We start from the raw sequence: 18,533 nt of genomic DNA, 5'->3' as shown, positions 1-18,533 counted from the left end.
CGACCGGCCGCACGTCGTGGCCCAGCTCGCGCAGCGCCCGTACGGTCTCGCGCAGGGCCCGCACGTGGTCGGGGTGCGGGGCGGCCCGGACCCGGCCCCCGCCCCGGGCCGGTCCACGCGGGCCCTCGTCGGGGAACTCCTCGCGCTGCGCGGCCAGGGGCGTACCGGGGAAGCGCACGCCCTGCTCTGCGAGGCCGCCGCGTGGCCCGCCGACCGGCTGTCCGGACTGGCCGCCGAGCTGGGCCGCGCCGGGCTCTCCGCCGACTGGTCCACCCTGCTGTGGGAGGCCGCGGCCTCGCTGCCGCCCGAGCGGCTCGCCGAGCTGGCGGCCGCCCTCGGCGAGGCCGGGCGCGAGGCCGACCGTGACCGCCTGCTGCGCCAGGGCGTGGCCCGGCCCGCCGCCGAGATCGCCGACGCGGCCCTCGCACTCGACGCGGCCGGCCGGGGCCGGGAGGCCGAGGCCCTGCTCGACGCCTTCGTACGCGTCCGCACCGCCGAGGAGGCCGCCGCCCTCGCGCGGCGCGCCCCGCAGTGGTTCGCCCCGCGGCTGCTCCGGGCGGCCGAGGCGCTGTCCGGGACCCGTCGGCGGGACCTGGCCCACGCGCTGCGCGTAGCCGGCATCGCCCCGGTGTAGGGCGTGTGCGGGACGTCCCGCCCGGTTCGCGGAGCCCGGCACCACGTCCCACACGCGCCCTTGCCGTCCCCACCGGACCAAGGGGCCTAAACCGGCCGCCCGGTGACCGGAAACGACCGCGGTCCGACGTATCTTGATCGACTACTCCAACCGCGCACGGCGCTCTTGCCCCACGCTGTGACGCGGCCTACGTTCTACTCCCTACGTACTCCGTCTACGTGCGTAGAGCCGTGGAAGTCGACGTCGGTTCCCCGTCGCGAGGAGCAGCTCATGGCCCAAGTCGTCCGCGCCGCACTGGTCCAGGCCACCTGGACCGGAGACACCGAGTCGATGATCGCCAAACACGAGGCGCACGCCCGCCGGGCCGCCGCCCAGGGCGCGAAGATCATCGGCTTCCAGGAAGTCTTCAACGCCCCCTATTTCTGCCAGGTCCAGGAACCCGAGCACTACCGCTGGGCGGAGGCCGTCCCCGACGGCCCCACCGTCCGCCGCATGCAGGACCTCGCCCGTGAGACCGGCATGGTGATCGTGGTCCCGGTCTTCGAGCTCGAGTCCGAGGGCTTCTACTACAACACCGCCGCCGTCATCGACGCCGACGGCAGCTATCTCGGCAAGTACCGCAAGCACCACATCCCCCAGGTCAAGGGGTTCTGGGAGAAGTACTACTTCCGGCCGGGCAACCTCGGCTGGCCCGTCTTCGACACGGCCGTCGGCCGGGTCGGGGTCTACATCTGCTACGACCGCCACTTCCCGGAGGGGTGGCGCGCGCTGGGCCTGGCCGGAGCCCAGCTGGTCTTCAACCCGTCCGCCACCTCACGCGGTCTCTCCGCGTACCTGTGGCAGCTGGAACAGCCCGCCTCCGCCGTCGCCAACGAGTACTTCATCGCCGCCATCAACCGCGTCGGCCAGGAGGAGTACGGCGACAACGACTTCTACGGCACCAGCTACTTCGTCGACCCGCGCGGCCGGTTCGTCGGCGAGCCCGCCAGCGACAAGGAGGAGGAACTCCTCGTCCGCGACCTCGACTTCGGGCTCATCGAAGAGGTCCGCACCCAGTGGGCGTTCTACCGCGACCGCCGCCCCGACGCCTACGGAGGGCTCGTACAGCCGTGACCAACCCGATCCCCCTGCACAGCCGCCACCGCACCGTCCTGCCCGACTGGCTCGCGCTCTACTACGACCGCCCCATCGAGCTCACCCACGGCGAGGGCCGCCACGTCTGGGACGCCGACGGCAACCGCTACCTCGACTTCTTCGGCGGCATCCTCACCACGATGACCGCCCACGCCCTGCCCGAGGTCACCAAGGCCGTCGCCGAGCAGGCCGGGAGGATCATCCACTCCTCCACCCTCTACCTCAACCGGCCGATGATCGAGCTGGCCGAGCGCATCACCGCCCTGTCCGGCATCCCCGACGCCCGGGTCTTCTTCACCACCTCGGGCACCGAGGCCAACGACACCGCCCTGCTGCTCGCCAGCACGTACCGCCGCTCCAACCAGATCCTGGCGATGCGCAACAGCTACCACGGCCGGTCGTTCTCCACCGTCTCCATCACCGGCAACCGCGGCTGGTCCCCGACCAGCCTCTCGCCGCTCCAGACGTACTACGTGCACGGCGCCGTCCGCAGCCGCGGCCCCTTCGCGGCCCTTCCGGACGCCGAGTTCACCGCCGCCGCCGTCGCCGACCTGGAAGACGTACTGGGCCAGGCACGCGGGGGAGTGGCCGCGCTCATCGCCGAGCCGATCCAGGGCGTCGGCGGGTTCACCTCGCCGCCCGACGGCCTCTACGGCGCCTTCCGCGAGGTCCTCGACCGGCACGGCATTCTCTGGATCAGCGACGAGGTGCAGACCGGCTGGGGGCGTACGGGCGACCACTTCTGGGGCTGGCAGGCCCACGCCCAGAACGGCCCGCCGGACATCCTCACCTTCGCCAAGGGCATCGGCAACGGCATGTCCATCGGCGGCGTCGTCGCCCGCGCCGAGGTGATGAACTGCCTCGACTCCCAGTCCATCTCCACCTTCGGGGGTTCCCCGGTCACCATGGCGGCCGGTGTCGCGAACCTCGCGTACCTCCAGGAGCACGACCTCCAGGGCAACGCCCGCCGCGTCGGCGGCCTGCTCCTGGAGCGGCTGCGCGCCGTCGCCGCGGCCGCGCCCGCCGTACGGGAGGTCCGCGGCCGGGGCCTCATGGCCGGTCTGGAGCTGACGAGGCCCGGCACCGACGAGGCCGACCCGCAAGCGGCCGCCGCCGTCCTGGAGGCCGCCCGCGAACGCGGCCTGCTGCTCGGCAAGGGCGGCGGGTACAACACGAGCGTGCTGCGCATCGCGCCGCCGCTCTCCCTCACCGTCGCCGAGGCGGAAGAGGGCGCGGACATCCTCGAACAGGCCCTGCGCAGCGTCCAGTAAGGGAACTCCATGAGCATCCGCACCCTCATCCGCGGCGGCCTGGTCGTCACCGCCGCCGACGAACTGCACGCCGACGTCCTCATCGAGGACGGCCGCGTCGCGGCCCTGGCCGCGCACGCCTCGGCGGCCGCCGGGGCCTGGACCGCCGACCGCGTGATCGACGCGAGCGGGAAGTACGTCATCCCGGGCGGCGTCGACGCGCACACCCACATGGAGCTCCCCTTCGGCGGCACCGCGGCCTCGGACACCTTCGAGACCGGCACCAGGGCCGCCGCCTGGGGCGGCACCACCACCATCGTGGACTTCGCCGTGCAGACGCCGGGCCACGCCCTGCGCGAGGGCCTCGACACCTGGTACGCCAAGGCGGACGGCAACTGCGCCATCGACTACGCCTTCCACATGATCCTCTCGGACGTCAACGAGGGCACCCTGAAGGAGATGGACCACCTCGTCGGCGAGGGCGTCACCTCCTTCAAACTGTTCATGGCCTACCCCGGCGTCTTCTACAGCGACGACGGGCAGATCCTGCGGGCCATGCAGCGCGGCGCCTCCAACGGCGGGCTGATCATGATGCACGCCGAGAACGGCATCGCCATCGACGTCCTCGTCGAACAGGCCCTGGCCCGCGGCGAGACCGACCCGCGCCACCACGGCGAGGTCCGCAGGGTGCTCCTCGAAGCCGAGGCCACCCACCGCGCCATCCAGCTCGCGCGGGTCGCCGGCGCCCCGCTGTACGTGGTCCACGTCTCGGCGGAGGAGGCCGTCGCGGAGCTGGCGGCGGCGCGGGACAAGGGGCTACCGGTGTTCGGGGAGACCTGTCCGCAGTATCTGTTCCTGTCCACGGACAACCTGGAGGAGCCCGACTTCCAGGGCGCCAAGTACGTCTGCTCCACGCCGCTGCGGCCCAAGGAGCACCAGGCGGCGCTGTGGCGGGGGCTGCGGACCAACGACCTCCAGGTGGTCTCCACCGACCACTGCCCGTTCTGCTTCCGCGGCCAGAAGGAACTGGGCCGCGGGGACTTCTCCAAGATCCCCAACGGGCTGCCGGGCGTGGAGAACCGCATGGACCTCCTCCACCAGGCGGTCCTGGACGGGCACATCAGCCGCCGCCGCTGGATCGAGATCGCCTGCGCGACCCCGGCCCGGATGTTCGGCCTCTACCCGCAGAAGGGCACGATCGCGCCGGGTTCCGACGCCGACATCGTCCTCTACGATCCGCACGCCGAGCAGGTCATCTCCGCCGAGACGCACCACATGAACGTGGACTACTCGGCGTACGAGGGCAGGCGGATCACCGGACGCGTCGACACCGTGCTCTCCCGCGGGGAACTCGTCATCGACCGGCGCGAGTACACCGGCCGGGCCGGTCACGGGGCCTTCATCCCCCGCTCCACCTGTCAGTACCTGTAAGGAGAGTCCCCGCATGGACTTCGGCCTCGTCCTCCAGACCGACCCACCGGCCTCTCAGGTCGTCAGCCTCATGAAGCGGGCCGAACGCAACGGCTTCCGCTACGGCTGGACCTTCGACTCGGCGGTCCTCTGGCAGGAACCGTTCGTCATCTACAGCCAGATCCTGGCCAACACGCAGAAGCTGCGCGTCGGCCCGATGGTCACCAACCCGGGCACCCGCACCTGGGAGGTCACCGCCTCCACCTTCGCCACGCTCAATGACATGTACGGCAACCGCACGGTCTGCGGAATCGGCCGCGGGGACTCGGCGATGCGGGTGGCCGGCCGGGCGCCCAACACGCTGGCCCGCCTCGGGGAGGCCATCGACGTCATCCGCGACCTGGCCGAGGGCCGCGAGACGCAGGTGGACGGCAAAGCGCTGCGCATCCCGTGGATCAAGGACGGGAAGCTGCCCGTCTGGATGGCCGCGTACGGGCCGAAGGCCCTGGCCCTGGCCGGGCAGAAGGCCGACGGGTTCATCCTCCAGCTCGCCGACCCCTACCTCACCGAGTGGATGATCGGGTCCGTCCGCGAGGCCGCCGTGGCGGCCGGCCGCGATCCGGCGGAGATCACCATCTGCGTGGCGGCTCCCGCGTACGTGGGCGACGACCTCGCCCACGCCCGCGACCAGTGCCGGTGGTTCGGCGGGATGGTCGGCAACCACGTCGCCGACCTGGTCTCCCGGTACGGGGAGCACTCCTCGATGGTTCCGGAGGAGCTGACCGAGTACGTCAAGTCCCGTCAGGGCTACGACTACAGCCACCACGGCCGCGCCGGGAACCCGTCCGCCGACTTCGTCCCGGACGAGATCGTCGACCGCTTCTGCCTCCTGGGCCCGGCCGAGGCCCACATCGAGAAGCTGCGGGTCCTGCGGGACCTCGGCGTCGACCAGTTCGCCGTCTACGACATGCACGACGCGCGGGAGGCCACGATCGACGCGTACGGCTCTGACGTCATCCCGTCGTTCGGCTGACTCCCGCACGCGGCGCGGGGCCCCGCGCCGCGCGCGGGGCCCCGCTGTGGACCCCGCGGGCCCTCAGCCGCCGGCGGCGGCTCTCAGCCGACGCCCGATCTGCACGTCCGTGTCGAGCGTGCTCAGCCGGACCGGATCCCGGGTCTCGTCGAGCACGATCACGTGCAGTACGGCGCCGACGAGGGAATCGTCGGCGGCCGAAGGCCAGACAGGGGTCTTGGCCTGATCGATGAAACCCCGGCTTCCGTCCGGCGATTCGACCTCCAGACCCCAAGGGCGTACCGCGGTAACGGTGACGTCTGTTTCGCCGTGCAGGACGAAGTCCATCTCGGTCATCCCTTCTTGCCCTGGATCCACTCGCGGTGCACCGTGAGCTTGTTGAACTCCTTGATCTCGCCGACGGGGATCACGAACTCGATGCGCACGCTTCCGCCCGGACCCTTCCGGTCGTACCGCTCCGCGTACTTGCCGAACGTGGCGAGGAACTCGGGAGCCATGTCGTAGCGGATCATGCCATCGGCGAACGGGCCCGCGCCAGTTCCCACGTACTCGGCAGCGATACTGCGCTCGCCGAAGTAGACGGCCGCGTCTCCGGTGGTGTGTGCGGCGGGGTTGGGGCCGTTCTTCTTCTCGTACTCCTTGTCGACCATTTTCGGCGTGCGGTAGATGGAGAGGCCGATCTCCGGACAGTCGTCGTCGTCCCCCTTGGGCTTGTCCTTGCCCGCGGCCGCCATGCGCATGAGGGACTGCGCGTGGGAACCCTTCCGCGTGTCCTTGTCCTTGTAGCGGTCCGCCAGGCAACCGGGGATGCCTCGCTGGACCTTCTCGACGATCTTTTCGCCCTTGGAGACGATCTTCTTCGCGCGGGCGACCTTGTCGAGGAAGGTGTTGATGCCGGCGATGGCCTTGGCGATCCGGGGGATCTTGCTGGCGATCTTGAGGACCTTGACCGGACCCAGGTTCTGGACGATGGCCCAGAGACAAATCGGGATGTCGGGGTCGTCGATGCAGGCCCTGATGTCTTCCAGGAAGAGTTCGACGAGGATCTCCCCGCCGTTCTCCAGCAGGTAGTCGATGAGGTTCTGCCCGGCGAGGGCACGGGCGGCGGCCAGTTCGTCGGCGGTGATGCCGGCCTCGTCGAGCGCCTTGCGTTCAAGGTCCGTCGGTGTGACGGGCGGGGCGGTCGCAGGCTCCTTCGTCCGGGCGGCCTCCTCGCGTTCCTTTCGTTTCAGCTCGCGCTGGTATTCCTCGGCCTTCTTCGCGGCGGCGTCGGCGTCGCGGGCGTGCTGGTTGGCGTTGGCGGCCGCCGTCTCCGCGGACTTGGCGTGCTGTTCCGCGGACTCGGCGAGGGTGGCGGCGTCGGCGGCGTCCTTCTCCGCCTGGGTGGCTGCGGCCCGGGCGGTGCTCGCCTCCTTCTCGGCGAGGGTGGCGGCGCTGAGCGCGGCGGCGGCCTGGTTCTCCGCGTCGGTGGCGGCGGCCCGCGCGCGTTCCGCCTCGGCCTCGGCCTGGGTGGCGGCGGTGCGGGCGGCCGCCGCGTCGGCGTAGGCGGCGTTCGCGGCCTGGCGAGCCTGCTGGGCGTCGGTCTGCGCCTGGGCATCGGCCTGGTTGGCCCGGGCTCCCGCCGCCCTGGCCTTGGCTCCGTCCTCGGCCGCCTGAGCCGCCGAAGCCGTCGCCGCCGCCGAGGAGCGCGCGGCGTCCGCGGTCGATCGTGCCGCCGCGGCGGCGGCCTTGAAGGCGGGAGCCACCTGGGCGTTGGCCCGGTTCGCGGCGGCCTCGGCGGCCTCCGCCGCCTTGACGGCCTCGGTGGCCTTCGCCTCCGCGGCGGCGGCCTGCTCCTTGCCCATCTTCAGGGCGGCGTTGGCCACCGTCACGGCGAAGTCGGCGCCGACGTCCGTACCCGCGAAGGGCGCTGCGAGGGCGATGGCGGTGTTGGCCGGGTCGGCGATGCCCGCGGCCGTGGTCCGGGCGGAGAAGGCGGCCGCCACCGCTACCCCGGCCTGGACCTGGGCCATGGCCGCCTCACGGACGGCCCCGTCGGCCTCTTCCTTCGTACGGTTGGCGGCCTGGAGCCCCTGGTTGGCGTGGAGGGCGGCGAGGCCGGCCAGCCGGGACGCCTCGTGCGCGGCGATGCCCGCGCGGCCCTCCTGCGCGGTTGCTTCGGCGGCCTTGCTGTTCGCCCGCTGGGCGGAGGCGCGTGTGAGGGCGGCTTCGCGCTCGGCCGTGTTCGCCGCGGCGTTCGCGGCGAAGGCGGCGGCCTCCGCCTTGTTGGCGGCGGCGTTGGCACGCGAGGCGTGCGCGGTGGCCTCACTGGAGGCGGCCCGGGCGCGGGCGGCGGCCCCCGAAGCCTCGATGGCGGCGGACCGGGACCGTGTCGCGGCGTCCGAGGCCGCGTTGGCCGCGCCGCGGGAGGCCAGCGCCGCCTTGCCGGACGCGTTGGCGTCCGAGCGCGCCTGGTCGGCGGCCTGCCGGGCCAGCTGGGAGTCCGAGGTGCCGCTCGCCGCGGCGGCCAGGGCCTCGGTGGCCTTGGCGCGGGCCTCGTCGGCGTTGTGCTGCCGTTCCGCCTCGAAGGCGGCGTCGCGCGCGTTGCGGGCCTTGGTCTCCTCCGCCTTGGCGTTCCTGTCCGCGTCGGCGGCCTTGCCCTCCTGCGTGGACGCCCGCGCGCGCATCTCGGCCGCGGTGGCCGCAGCCACCTGAGCTTCGGCCCGCTTCGCCGCAGCGGTGCGTGCCTCGGCTTCGGCCCGGGCCCGTGCCTGGGCCGCGACCTGCTGCTCCCGCTCGGCACGCTCGCGCGCGGCCGCTGCCAGGTTCCGTTCGCGCTTGGCGATGACGCGCTGTTCGTCGGCGATCCTGGCCTGGCGCTGAGCCTCCAGCCGGGCGTCCCGGGTCCGCTGGGCGTGCTCCCAGGCCGTCTTCTCGGCCTGCTCCGCCTCGATCCGGGCCTGGCGGCTCTTGGCCGCCGCGTCCGCCGCGGTCTTCGCCTGCTTGGCGGCCGAGGCAGCGAGACCCGCTGCCGCCTTGGCGTGCTGTTCGGCGTTGGCGCGCCACGCCTTGGCCTGCTTCTCGTGCAGTTCGGCCTGGTGCTGGGAGTTCAGACCCGCGGCGTCGGCCGCCGTGGCGTCGACCGCGTGCTGGGCGCTCTGCGCCGCCCGCGACGCGGCGTCGGCCGCCGCGTGGAGGCCGGCGGCGACCTCGGACCACTGGACCCCGTACGTCAGACCGGTCTCCACCAGGATCTCGGCCTGCACCTTGGCCTGCCCCGACGCGACCTGGGCCTGCTGGGCGGCGGTGTCGGCGAAGCCCACCTGACGGGCTACGTCCTTCTTGACCTCCGTGTAGTCCGACAGGCGCTTGCCCGCCCGGTCCGCCGCCAGCATCCGGTCGGCCTCACGCGAAGCCGAAGCCGCCAGACTCATCGCGTTGGAGGAGTTCTTCAGGGCCCGGACGGCATCCCCGTGCACCGCGATCAGCCTGGTACGGGCCTCGGCGGCGCGGGCGGTGTTCTCGGCCAGCCTGCGCAGCCGCTCCGCCGCCTCCAGAGCCTCCTTCTGCGCCTTCTCCTGCGCGGCCCGGTCCTCAGCGTCCTTCCGCGCCGCGACCAGGTAGCCCTTCTCCAGGAACTCGGCGATCACCCGGGCGTCACCGGAGGCCAGCGCCGTCTGAGCGGCGCTCCTGACCTGCGGCCCGCCCATCGCGGCGAGCATCTCCACCCGCTTGCGGTTCTCCGCCGCACGCTGCTGCTCGTTCTGCTCGGTGGCCTTGTCCCGCTGACGGGCGATGTCCGCACCGAACGCGAGGAAGTCCGCACGGTCCCGCGCGGTCCCGCCGAGCACCCGCTCGACCTCCGCGTTGAAGTACGGACCCCCCGTCCCCCGCAGAGCCTCCACCGCACGCCGGTTCCCGGCATCAGTGCTGTCCCGCTTGTCCTTGGCCCGCTGACGGGCTTCCGCCTCACCCCGCTCCAGGAACTCCCGGACCGCCTTCGGATCGGTGCTCTCCAGAGCCTTCCGCGCGGCTTGACGGACCTCCTCCTCGTCATCGAACTCGGCGTAGTCCTCCACCAGCTGCCGGTCCCGCTCGTCACTGACCCGCTCCAGCTCGGACCGGGGAGCCACGGGCGGAGCAGCCGCCCGCGCCCGGGCCAGCGCCGCGTTCCCACGCTGGACCACGTCCAGGGTCCGGGCGTCCAGAGCTCCGACCGCCGACCCCTCGGCACCAGCAACGGAACCCTGCCCCATCAGGCCCGTGAGCAGGGCCACGGCCATCGCCGTGGAAACCGCCCGGACTGCCATGCGTACGCGGCGGGGCCGCCACCTTCCGGCCGGAAAGTGGAATGGCTCTCTCATGGATGAATCCCCCAAGAAACGAAATGTCGTAGGCCCGGGCCCGGTGTAGGGCGCATGCCGAGCCGACGGCCGGCCCGCGCGCCTCGCGGGCGCGGGCCGGCCGTTGCTGTCATCGGGTACCCGGCCTCCGTGCGCCGCCCCGGCCGGCGAGAGACGCGCCGGGTCACGGTGGTGCCGATGACGGCGCGCATCTCGGCTCGGCGGACGGCCGTCGGCCGGTTCGTTGTACGGCGGGCTCCCCCCGGAGCCCGTGGTCGGCGGTGGGTGCGACGGCAGCGTGCCGGATAACACCCCGCCGTGGACAAGTGGTTGGTCAAGCCACCTACATGGACCATATCAACGCTCAGCGGATACCAGTGATCGATTTTCGGACACGACCTGGCGCGGCGGACCTCGCGCACGCCCGCGACCCGTGCCGCTGGTTCGGCGGCACGGGTCGGCAACCAGAGTCCCCGGCCCGCGCCGGGGCCGGGTCATTCCGCGTAGTCGTTGCCCTGGAGGTGGAGCGAGCGCAGGGCGGCCTCCAGCGCGAAGCGGTGGTCCGGGTCCGTGATGCGGTCGCCGAGGTGGGCGTCCAGGTTGCGCAGGCGGTAGCGGACCGTCTGCGCGTGGACGCCGAGCAGCTCGCCGACCTGTTCGGCGGGGGCCCGCGTGGCGATGTGGACGCGCAGCGTCTCGACCAGGCGGCCGCGCCGGGAGCCGCCCAGGGCACTGAGCGGGGCCAGTTCGCGGGCCGCGATGTGCGTCACCAGACCGGGGTCGGACAGGAGCCACAAGGTGGTCAGATGGTCTTCGCAGTGCACGACCGGGCCGTCGGGCACGATCCCGTCGTCGATGAGCTGTAACACCTTCCTGGCCCACCGGATGGAGTCGGCGGCCTGCGGCGGTGGCACGGTCAGGCCGATGACGGCCGGGGCGCCCGCGAGGGCGGATTCGAGCATCGCCAGGCGTTCGGGGGTGAGCGGCCCGGGGATCAGCAGGTGCGGCTGGGGGATGCCGAGGTCGGCGAGCACGTCCCGGTCGAGGCAGGCCCGTACGTGGTCGGGGGCCGGTGCGCGCAAGGCCACCAGCGTGCACTGCGAGGGGAGTTCCCAGGACGCCTGCTCGCACAGCTCGGCGATGGTCGCCTGCGGCAGGGGGGACCCGACCAGGATGAGATGGAGCAGTTTGCGGCGTAACGCCGATAACTCGGAGGGCGCACGCTCCTGGACTTCCGCGTATCCCTCGCGCGCGACCGCCTCCAGCTCGTCGACGTAGGCGAAGAGCGCGTCCGCGAAGGCGAGGATCAGCGAGGGGGACAGGTTGTACTGGCGGCCCATGGTCTTGGCGCGGCGCAACGCGATGCGTGCGCCGAGCCGGTAGGCACCCTGGAGGGTGTCGAGGTCACGGCCCTCGTACGCCTCCACCCGGCCGAACTTGCGCAGGAGTTCGTCGCGCAGGACCGAACTCGTGCCGGGGTCGGCGACGCGGTCCACGAACGTGGCCAGGGCCTGCTCCACGCCCTGTCGGATGGCGTCCGCGTTGGGGCCGTTGAGAAGGCGGGCGTACACCGGATAGGCGCGCTGGACCTCGACCCGTATCTCTTTGATGAGCCCCGGGACCTCGGGCCTCATCAAGGCCGCGAACTCCTTGGGGAGCGGGTCGAGCGGTTCGCCGAGGTCCGGTGGTTCTGGCATCGAGGGCATGACTGATCCCTTGCTCTCCTGCGCGCCCGGTGGGGGAGCGGCGTGACGGCGCCCTGCTGGCTGAAGGGCGCCGCGCGGCCGTCAGGTGCATACCTGTGTGAGGTGCTGACGCTAGGTCAAGTCCGCTGTGCTGTACACCGTTTGAACAGGAGATGCGCAGGAGGGCGGGTGGAGTCCGGCGAGTCGGCCGGGAATCGTCGTTGACTGACCGTTAGTTGACTGCCGAGTGCCAGTTGCGGGCGAGCTGCTTGCCCGCGTCGGGGGCGATCGTGCCCGGGGCGAAGAGCCCGCCCAGGTAGGTCTGGGTGTTGTTCAGGGTCAGGCTGTTCTTGCCCGCCGCCGACGGCAGGCCGGTCTTGAGGTTGACCGCCGCGTCGATCAGGCCGAAGAGCCCCAGCCCGCAGCCGCTGGCGCCGGGGACGGCGAACGTCGTGTCGTTCTGGGTGGAGCCGAGGAGGTTGAGGCGGCTCATCTCGCCCTCCTCGCTCGCGGTGCCGTCACCGTCGAACCGCTCCACGGCGAACGACGGGTAGGTCAGGTTCTTCGGCTTCAGGACGATCGGGTTGTTCTTGGTGCCGATGTAGCAGTTGCTGCCCAGGAACGGGTTCTCCAGGTGGATGCGGACCGGGATGTTCACGATCGTCTGGTCGGTGACGACACCCGCGATCTGGTCGAAGTCGTACGGGGTGCCCACCGACTCCAGGGTCGCGGTGATCTTGTTGAGCTTGCCGTCCGTGAGCTGCTTGCAGATGGCGGTGATGCCCGGGATGTTGCTCGGGCACATCAGCCCGAGGAGACCGCCGGGCACCGTCGCGGAGGCGGCGATGATCGCGCCGGAGGCGGGTGCGACGACGGTGCTGGTCCCGTCGGAGTTCTGGACGACGCCCATCTGGAGGTTGCTGTTGCCGGTGATGACCGTCGTGTTGCCGAGCTTGATGGACCCGCTGGCGGCGTAGGAGACGACGCACTGCGGTGCCTTGTCCAGGCCGTCCGCCCCGAGCATCGTCGCCGAGTCGACGGGACAGCGGGTGAACGGACCCCACGCGCCGTTGAGGTCCGGCGTGGCGGCGGTCGCCGTACCGAGGGAGGCGAACGCGCCGAACGCGGTCAGCGCCGAGACGGTGGCGAGCCGGGTACGTGCGGAGGCGAGTGGCATGGACGAGCCTTTCGGTGACGGGGGACGTTCGGGTCTGTGGTGCGGGGGTGCGGAACAGGGGACGGATCAGGGGTGCGGATCAGCGCTCCGGGGCGGGGACCACGTACGGCTGGCGGTCCTCGGTGCACTGGCCCTCGGTGGGGACCTCGACGCCCACCGCGCACGTCTGCCCCTGAATCTGCTTGACGTAGTTGCCGGGGCCCGAGATGGACGCGGTCAGCAGCCGGTCCAGGTCCTCACCGCCGGCGCCGCAGCCGGTGAAGGGAGGGATGGTCACCTCGCCCGTCAGCGGCCCGCCGGAGGTCAGGACGTAACCGGTGGCGTCCGTGCCGTTGATGAGCTGTCCCTTCCCGAGCATCACGAGGTGCGGGCCCGGGTACGTGGCGGGATCGGGCTCGGGGGAGCTGAGTGGGGTCTGCGTACGGCACGACGGGCCGACGTCCAGCGGCGTGCCGTTGACCTTGACGTCCAGGACGCGCAGGACCAGCGGGGCGCGTACGTACGTCTCCGCGATGTTGTCCGGGAAGACGAGCAGCACGTCCGACGCGACGGTCATGGGCCCCGCCTGCTCCAGGATCATGGTCGCCGTCGTCGGGGTGAAACCGAAGGTCAGGAAGGTGGACTGGAACGGCGGGGTCTGTTTGCGGCCCTGGTAGTCGAGATATGCCTCCGACTTCTGGAGCAGGTGGATGCTCCCGTCCGGAGGGAAGGCGATCTCCGGGTCGCCCTGCTCGATCTGCACGCACGACACCGGGATCAGGGAGGCGCCGCCCAGTTTGCGGACGTTGGAGTAGCCCGTGATGTACGCGTTGAGGGACTTGTCGGTCGGGTTCTGCTTGACGCAGGGCGGCGCCGGCGCTCTGGCGGCCGACGCGCCGGCGCGGGCGTCGCCGATCTTCGGAGCCTTGTCCTTGTCCTTCCCCTTGTCCATGCCTCCGTCCGCCCGGTCGGTGGGAGTTCCGGGCGCCGCCGGCCCCTTCGGGGTGCCGGGGGCCGTCGGGGACGCCGGCTCCGTCGGGCGCCCGGACGCCGGGGCCGTGGGGGCCGACGGGGAGGGCGAACCGCTCGGGGCCGGGGTGGAGGTGGCCGGAGCGACCGGCACGGTGGCCAGCAGGCCGTGGCCCTCCGCGTCCTTCACCAGGGTGCAGGTGAGGGAGAGGGACGCGGGCGTGGCGGGCGCTCCGTCGGCCGTGCCGAGGGCGAGGTCGATGCCGAGGTCCGCGGCCGTGAAGGTGAGGTCGCCGTCGGCGGCCGCCGTTACGGCCGGGGCGTCGCCGGTGGTGGTGAGGGTCAGCGGGCCCGTGGCGGGAACGGCGACGGGCGGGGCCCCGGCGGTGCCGCGCCAGAGGGCCTGCGCCGAGGCCCCGCGCTGGGCGACCTGGAGCGCCAGCCTGGTCTCGGGCAGCACCGTGGCGGCCTTGAGGGCCGTCAGGTCGGCGACGGCCGCGGCCGGCAGCTCGACCGCCGTGGTCACCCCGGTGGGCAGGATCTTCTCGCCGGCCGTGGCCCGGCCGGGGAAGGTGGCCGTCACCCGGACCGCGGCGCGCTGGTGCCCCGAGGGCAGCGCGCAGTCGTAGGACAGCTTCGCGGTGATCTCCTGCGAGTCCACCGCGGCGGCCGCCGACGGGATCAGGGGGGCGAGCGCCGCGAGGGCGGCGAGCGCCGCACCGCGCGCGCGGACGCGCCGTGTCTCCGGGACGGGAGGGTGGCCTCTCATCGCTTGCTCCGCTCGGGCGTCGTGCGGGGCGCCGACGGCCGGCGCGGCCGGTCGGCGTGTCTGGTCGGCGTGTCTGTTCGGCGTCGAGGGGCGGCGCCGAGGGGCGGCGCCGAAGGCCGGCGTCGGGGGTCGGTGTCGGGAGTCGGCGAACGCCCGGCCGGTGTCACCGGCCGGGCGCACGGACCCGGGGGAGTGCCGGTGGCACTCCCGCACGCCTTACGGGTTGGTGCCGACGATGGTCGGGATGATCGCGGTGCCGGTCTTCTTGACCAGGTAGGCACCGGTGAAGATCGGCTTGGCGCCGACCGGGACGGCGCTGCCGCAGTTGGTCGACGAGACGACGTTGAGCTGACCCGAGGTGCTGGCGACCGCGAGCTTGCCCGTCGAGTTGGTATACGTGGCGGCCGCCTTGCCCGTCACGCGGAAGACGCAGGCACCGACGGTGACCTTGGCGTCGACATTGCCGATGTAGCCCTTGGTGACGCCGGTCGCGGCGGTGTAGTCCTGAGCCACCACGGTCCACGGGGTGGTCGGAACGGTGGTCACGTTGCCCAGGACGCTCGTGCAGGGCGAGCCGCTGGCACCGAAGTTGATGGCGCTGATCGAGCCGACGGTGGCCGGGTTGCCGGTGGCGCTGGCCATCGTGCCGGAGGCACCCGACGTCGTACACGTCATGGCGATGCCGTTGACGCTGAGGACGATGTTCCCGCTGTTCGTCGCCGTGTAGGTCGACGGGGACGGGTTGACGGTCCACGTGGTGGACGGCACGGCCGATGCCGGGCCCACGGTCAGGGTGAACGCGGCGGCGGCGGCACCGGTGACGACGGCGAGGTTTCTGATGGTCTTCTTCATGGCTCTGGGACTCTCCTTGGGGATTGACCGGCAGAGGTGGGCCGCAGCTGTGCGATGGGGGAGACACAGAGGACCCGCGGCTCGGTGTTCCTCGGCCGCGACGCTGACGTTACTTGCGGGAAACTTGGCTGAACAATGGCGCAGTTCAAGATTCTTTGAAGAGCCCGAATTACCTGTTCGCCGCGTGAGCGGTCCTTGATGCCGCCTTAGTCTCCGGGTGCGCAATGTCGACAATTTCGATCGATCACGCACCGCGCTGCCATTTTTTCGCCGGGGCCGGTCGTATGAATCTCGATATGGAGAGGAAGTGCTCTCCGTCATGACAAGCGGCGGTGCGCATGTGTCATCCGCGTGACAAGGAATGCCGGAGTGCGGGAGGCGCCGCGAAAAACTCGGACCTGCGTATTGCCGTCGGATGTTACCCAGCCGTAGCGTTCCGGGTGCGACGCTCTACCCCTGGTTGGCGGCCCCTGACGGCAGCAGTCCTGTCCGATGGTCTGGGCCCGGTCTCCCGCCAGGGCCGGCACCTTTCGGCAGGGCACCGCGGAGCCGGTTCGCGGCCCCGCGAGACCCCGGACTGTCTCACCGGAGACAAGTGACGCACCCGGATTTGTCCACGCGGTGACACATTCCGGGGCGCCGGGCCGAATTGATGTCACACCTATTGTCCCGATGATCGTGAACGACCTAACGTGCGGCCTGCGAAGCGCACGCGACACGCCTGCTGGAGGTGATATGGGAATCGAGGTGGCTGTTGAGGGTCTGACCATGTCCTTCGGCAAGCAGAACATCTGGCAGGACGTGACCTTGACCTTGCCCGCGGGTGAAGTCAGCGTCATGCTCGGCCCTTCCGGTACCGGGAAGACGGTGTTCCTCAAATCGCTCATCGGTCTGCTCAAACCGGAACGGGGACGCGTCCTCGTGGCGGGAGTCGACATGGTGAACAGCTCCGAACGCGACATATACGAGGCCCGCAAACTCTTCGGCCTCATGTTCCAGGACGGCGCGCTCTTCGGATCCATGTCCCTCTTCGACAACATCGCCTTCCCGCTGCGCGAGCACACGCGGAAGAAGGAGTCGGAGATCCGCCGGATCGTCATGGAGCGCATCGACGTCGTCGGGCTCGTCGGATCCGAGGGCAAGCTCCCCGGAGAGATCAGCGGCGGCATGCGCAAGCGGGCGGGACTGGCCCGCGCGCTCGTGCTCGACCCGCAGATCGTGCTGTGCGACGAGCCGGACTCCGGACTCGACCCCGTCCGCACCGCCAACCTCTCGCAGCTGCTGATCGACCTCAACGCACAGATCGACGCGACGATGCTCATCGTCACCCACAACCTCGACATCGCCGCCACCGTCCCCGACAACATGGGGATGCTCTTCCGGCGCAACCTCGTCACCTTCGGTCCGCGCGAAGTGCTGCTCACCAGCGACGAGCCGGTCGTGGCGCAGTTCCTCGCGGGGCGGCGCGAAGGTCCCATCGGGATGTCCGAGGAGAAGGACGCGGCCACGCTCGCGGCCGAGGCCGCCGTCCCCGCCGCCGCGCCCGCCGCACCCCGGGTCATCGTTCCGCAACTGGAGCCCTCGCCCGGACTGCCGCAGCGCCAGGCGGCCCTGCGGCGCCGCGAGCGCGTCCTCGGCATGCTCGACACCCTGCCGCCCGCCGCCCGCGCCGCCATCGAGGACACGTACGCGCGCGGGGCGCAGGCGCCCACTCTGAGGCTGCCGGCCACCGGGAGCGCTTCGTGATCACGGGCGGGCTGCGCCACACCGGCCGTCTCTTCGCCCTCGCGGCCGAGGTGGGCCGGTCCATCTTCAGACGGCCCTTCCAGTTCCGGGAGTTCGTCGAGCAGTTCTGGTTCATCGCCAGCATCACGATCCTGCCGGCCGCGCTCGTCTCCATCCCGTTCGGCGCGGTGATCGCCCTCCAGGTCGGCTCGCTCACCCAGCAGCTGGGCGCGCAGTCGTTCACGGGAGGCGCCAGCGTCCTCGCCGTCATCCAGCAGGCGAGCCCGCTCATCGTCGCCCTGCTCATCGCCGGCGCGGGCGGCTCCGCCATCTGCGCGGACCTCGGCTCCCGCAAGATCCGCGAGGAGCTCGACGCGATGGAGGTCATGGGCGTCTCACCCGTCCAGCGCCTGGTCGTGCCGCGGGTCCTGGCGACCATGGGCGTGGCCGTGCTCCTCAACGGCCTGGTGTCCGTCGTCGGGACCCTCGGCGGCTACTTCTTCAACGTCATCCTCCAGGGCGGCACCCCGGGCGCCTACCTGTCCAGCTTCTCCGCTCTCGCCCAGCTCCCCGACCTGTACATCAGCGAGTTCAAGGCCCTCGTCTTCGGATTCATCGCGGGCATCGTCGCCGCCTACCGCGGACTCAACCCGCGCGGCGGCCCCAAGGGGGTCGGCGACGCCGTCAACCAGTCCGTCGTGATCACGTTCATGCTGCTGTTCTTCGTGAACATGGTGCTGACGGCCGTCTACCTGAACATCGTCCCGCCGAAGGGAGGCTGAGGCCGATGGCCTCCCCGTTCGTCTGGCTCGACCGGTCCGGCGACCAGTTCCTGTTCTACGTCAAGGCACTGGCCTGGATCCCGCGCACGCTGCGCCGCTACCTCAAGGAGGTCCAACGGCTGCTCGCCGAAGTGGCCTTCGGCTCCGGCGGACTCGGGGTGATCGGCGGCACCATCGGCGTGATGATCGCGATGACCCTGTTCACCGGCACGGTCGTCGGCCTCCAGGGGTACGCGGCGCTCGACCAGATCGGCACCGCCGCGTTCACCGGGTTCATCTCCGCGTACTTCAACACGCGCGAGATCGCCCCCCTCGTCGCCGGGCTCGCCCTCTCCGCGACCGTCGGCGCCGGCTTCACCGCCCAGCTCGGCGCGATGCGGATCAACGAGGAGGTGGACGCCCTCGAAGGCATGGGCATCCGCTCCATCCCGTACCTGGTCACCACCCGCATCATCGCGGGCGTCGTCGCGATCATCCCGCTCTACGCGATCGGCCTGCTCTCGTCCTACCTCGCCTCCCGGTACGTGACCGTCCTGTTCAACGGCCAGTCCCAGGGAACGTACGACCACTACTTCAACCTGTTCCTCTCCCCGACGGACGTCGTGCTCTCCGTCCTCAAGGTGTTCATCTTCAGCGTCATGGTGATCCTCGCCCACTGCTACTACGGCTTCCGCGCCTCCGGCGGCCCCGCCGGAGTCGGCGTCGCCGTGGGCCGCTCCGTGCGCAACGCCATCGTGATCATCAGTGTCACCGACTTCTTCCTGTCGCTGGCCCTGTGGGGCGCGACCACGACCGTGAAGGTGGCGGGGTGA

General features: G+C 71.4%; 13 protein-coding genes and 1 pseudogene. 8 read left to right on the top strand and 6 right to left on the bottom strand.

What is annotated here, in order from left to right; genetic code table 11:
* From ABT106_RS11035 to ABT106_RS11015, 5 genes and pseudogenes are all read left to right on the top strand, one after another.
* Window positions 1-634 (top strand): annotated as a pseudogene (locus ABT106_RS11035) (hypothetical protein); the annotation flags it as partial.
* Between the two features lie 270 nt (window positions 635-904).
* A complete protein-coding gene (locus ABT106_RS11030; RefSeq protein WP_351275260.1) occupies window positions 905-1,747 on the top strand; it encodes a nitrilase-related carbon-nitrogen hydrolase in 843 nt (280 codons plus the stop codon).
* The gene (locus ABT106_RS11025; protein ID WP_351275258.1) at window positions 1,744-3,039 is read left to right on the top strand and encodes an aspartate aminotransferase family protein; all 1,296 of its coding nucleotides are present in this window, start codon (window positions 1,744-1,746) and stop codon (window positions 3,037-3,039) included. Before ABT106_RS11030 ends, ABT106_RS11025 begins: the two co-directional genes overlap by 4 nt.
* 9 nt (window positions 3,040-3,048) lie before the next feature.
* Window positions 3,049-4,449 (top strand): dihydropyrimidinase, encoded by a 1,401-nt coding sequence (gene hydA / locus ABT106_RS11020; protein ID WP_351275256.1) that lies wholly within the window; start codon window positions 3,049-3,051, stop codon window positions 4,447-4,449.
* Between the two features lie 13 nt (window positions 4,450-4,462).
* Window positions 4,463-5,461, top strand: a complete 999-nt coding sequence (locus ABT106_RS11015) for a TIGR03842 family LLM class F420-dependent oxidoreductase (protein ID WP_351275254.1) — start codon at window positions 4,463-4,465, stop codon at window positions 5,459-5,461.
* A 63-nt stretch (window positions 5,462-5,524) separates the two neighbouring features.
* On the opposite strand, the gene ABT106_RS11010 is transcribed toward ABT106_RS11015, so the two are convergent.
* The 6 genes from ABT106_RS11010 to ABT106_RS10985 all read right to left on the bottom strand — a co-directional run bounded on the left by ABT106_RS11010 (window position 5,525) and on the right by ABT106_RS10985 (window position 15,214).
* Complete coding sequence (locus ABT106_RS11010; RefSeq protein ID WP_351275252.1) at window positions 5,525-5,788, bottom strand: hypothetical protein; 264 nt, start codon at window positions 5,786-5,788, stop codon at window positions 5,525-5,527.
* A gap of 5 nt (window positions 5,789-5,793) precedes the next feature.
* Window positions 5,794-9,723 (bottom strand): hypothetical protein, encoded by a 3,930-nt coding sequence (locus tag ABT106_RS11005; protein WP_351275264.1) that lies wholly within the window; start codon window positions 9,721-9,723, stop codon window positions 5,794-5,796.
* A 554-nt stretch (window positions 9,724-10,277) separates the two neighbouring features.
* Window positions 10,278-11,489: a PucR family transcriptional regulator gene (locus ABT106_RS11000; protein WP_351275250.1), complete on the bottom strand. Its 1,212-nt coding sequence runs from the start codon at window positions 11,487-11,489 to the stop codon at window positions 10,278-10,280.
* Window positions 11,490-11,700: 211 nt separating this feature from the next.
* Window positions 11,701-12,645 (bottom strand): hypothetical protein, encoded by a 945-nt coding sequence (locus ABT106_RS10995; protein WP_351275248.1) that lies wholly within the window; start codon window positions 12,643-12,645, stop codon window positions 11,701-11,703.
* Between the two features lie 79 nt (window positions 12,646-12,724).
* A complete protein-coding gene (locus ABT106_RS10990) occupies window positions 12,725-14,362 on the bottom strand; it encodes a DUF6801 domain-containing protein (RefSeq protein WP_351275246.1) in 1,638 nt (545 codons plus the stop codon).
* A 216-nt stretch (window positions 14,363-14,578) separates the two neighbouring features.
* Window positions 14,579-15,214, bottom strand: coding sequence for a hypothetical protein (locus ABT106_RS10985; protein WP_351275244.1), 636 nt, complete (start codon window positions 15,212-15,214; stop codon window positions 14,579-14,581).
* Window positions 15,215-15,949: 735 nt separating this feature from the next.
* On the opposite strand from ABT106_RS10985, the gene ABT106_RS10980 reads away from it, so the two are divergent.
* The 3 genes from ABT106_RS10980 to ABT106_RS10970 are packed head-to-tail and all read left to right on the top strand — an operon-like array spanning window position 15,950 to window position 18,533.
* Window positions 15,950-16,960, top strand: coding sequence for an ABC transporter ATP-binding protein (locus tag ABT106_RS10980; RefSeq protein WP_351275242.1), 1,011 nt, complete (start codon window positions 15,950-15,952; stop codon window positions 16,958-16,960).
* Window positions 16,957-17,721, top strand: a complete 765-nt coding sequence (locus ABT106_RS10975; protein ID WP_351275241.1) for an MlaE family ABC transporter permease — start codon at window positions 16,957-16,959, stop codon at window positions 17,719-17,721. Before ABT106_RS10980 ends, ABT106_RS10975 begins: the two co-directional genes overlap by 4 nt.
* Before the next feature lie 5 nt (window positions 17,722-17,726).
* On the top strand, window positions 17,727-18,533 hold the full coding sequence (locus ABT106_RS10970) for an MlaE family ABC transporter permease (RefSeq protein WP_351275240.1): 807 nt from the start codon (window positions 17,727-17,729) through the stop codon (window positions 18,531-18,533).

It is taken from the genome of Streptomyces sp. NPDC002044 (genome assembly GCF_040296725.1).
Classification (GTDB): domain Bacteria; phylum Actinomycetota; class Actinomycetes; order Streptomycetales; family Streptomycetaceae; genus Streptomyces; species Streptomyces antarcticus.
Note: the sequence above shows the minus strand (reverse complement) of the source record. Positions and strands in the feature narration are given on the sequence as shown.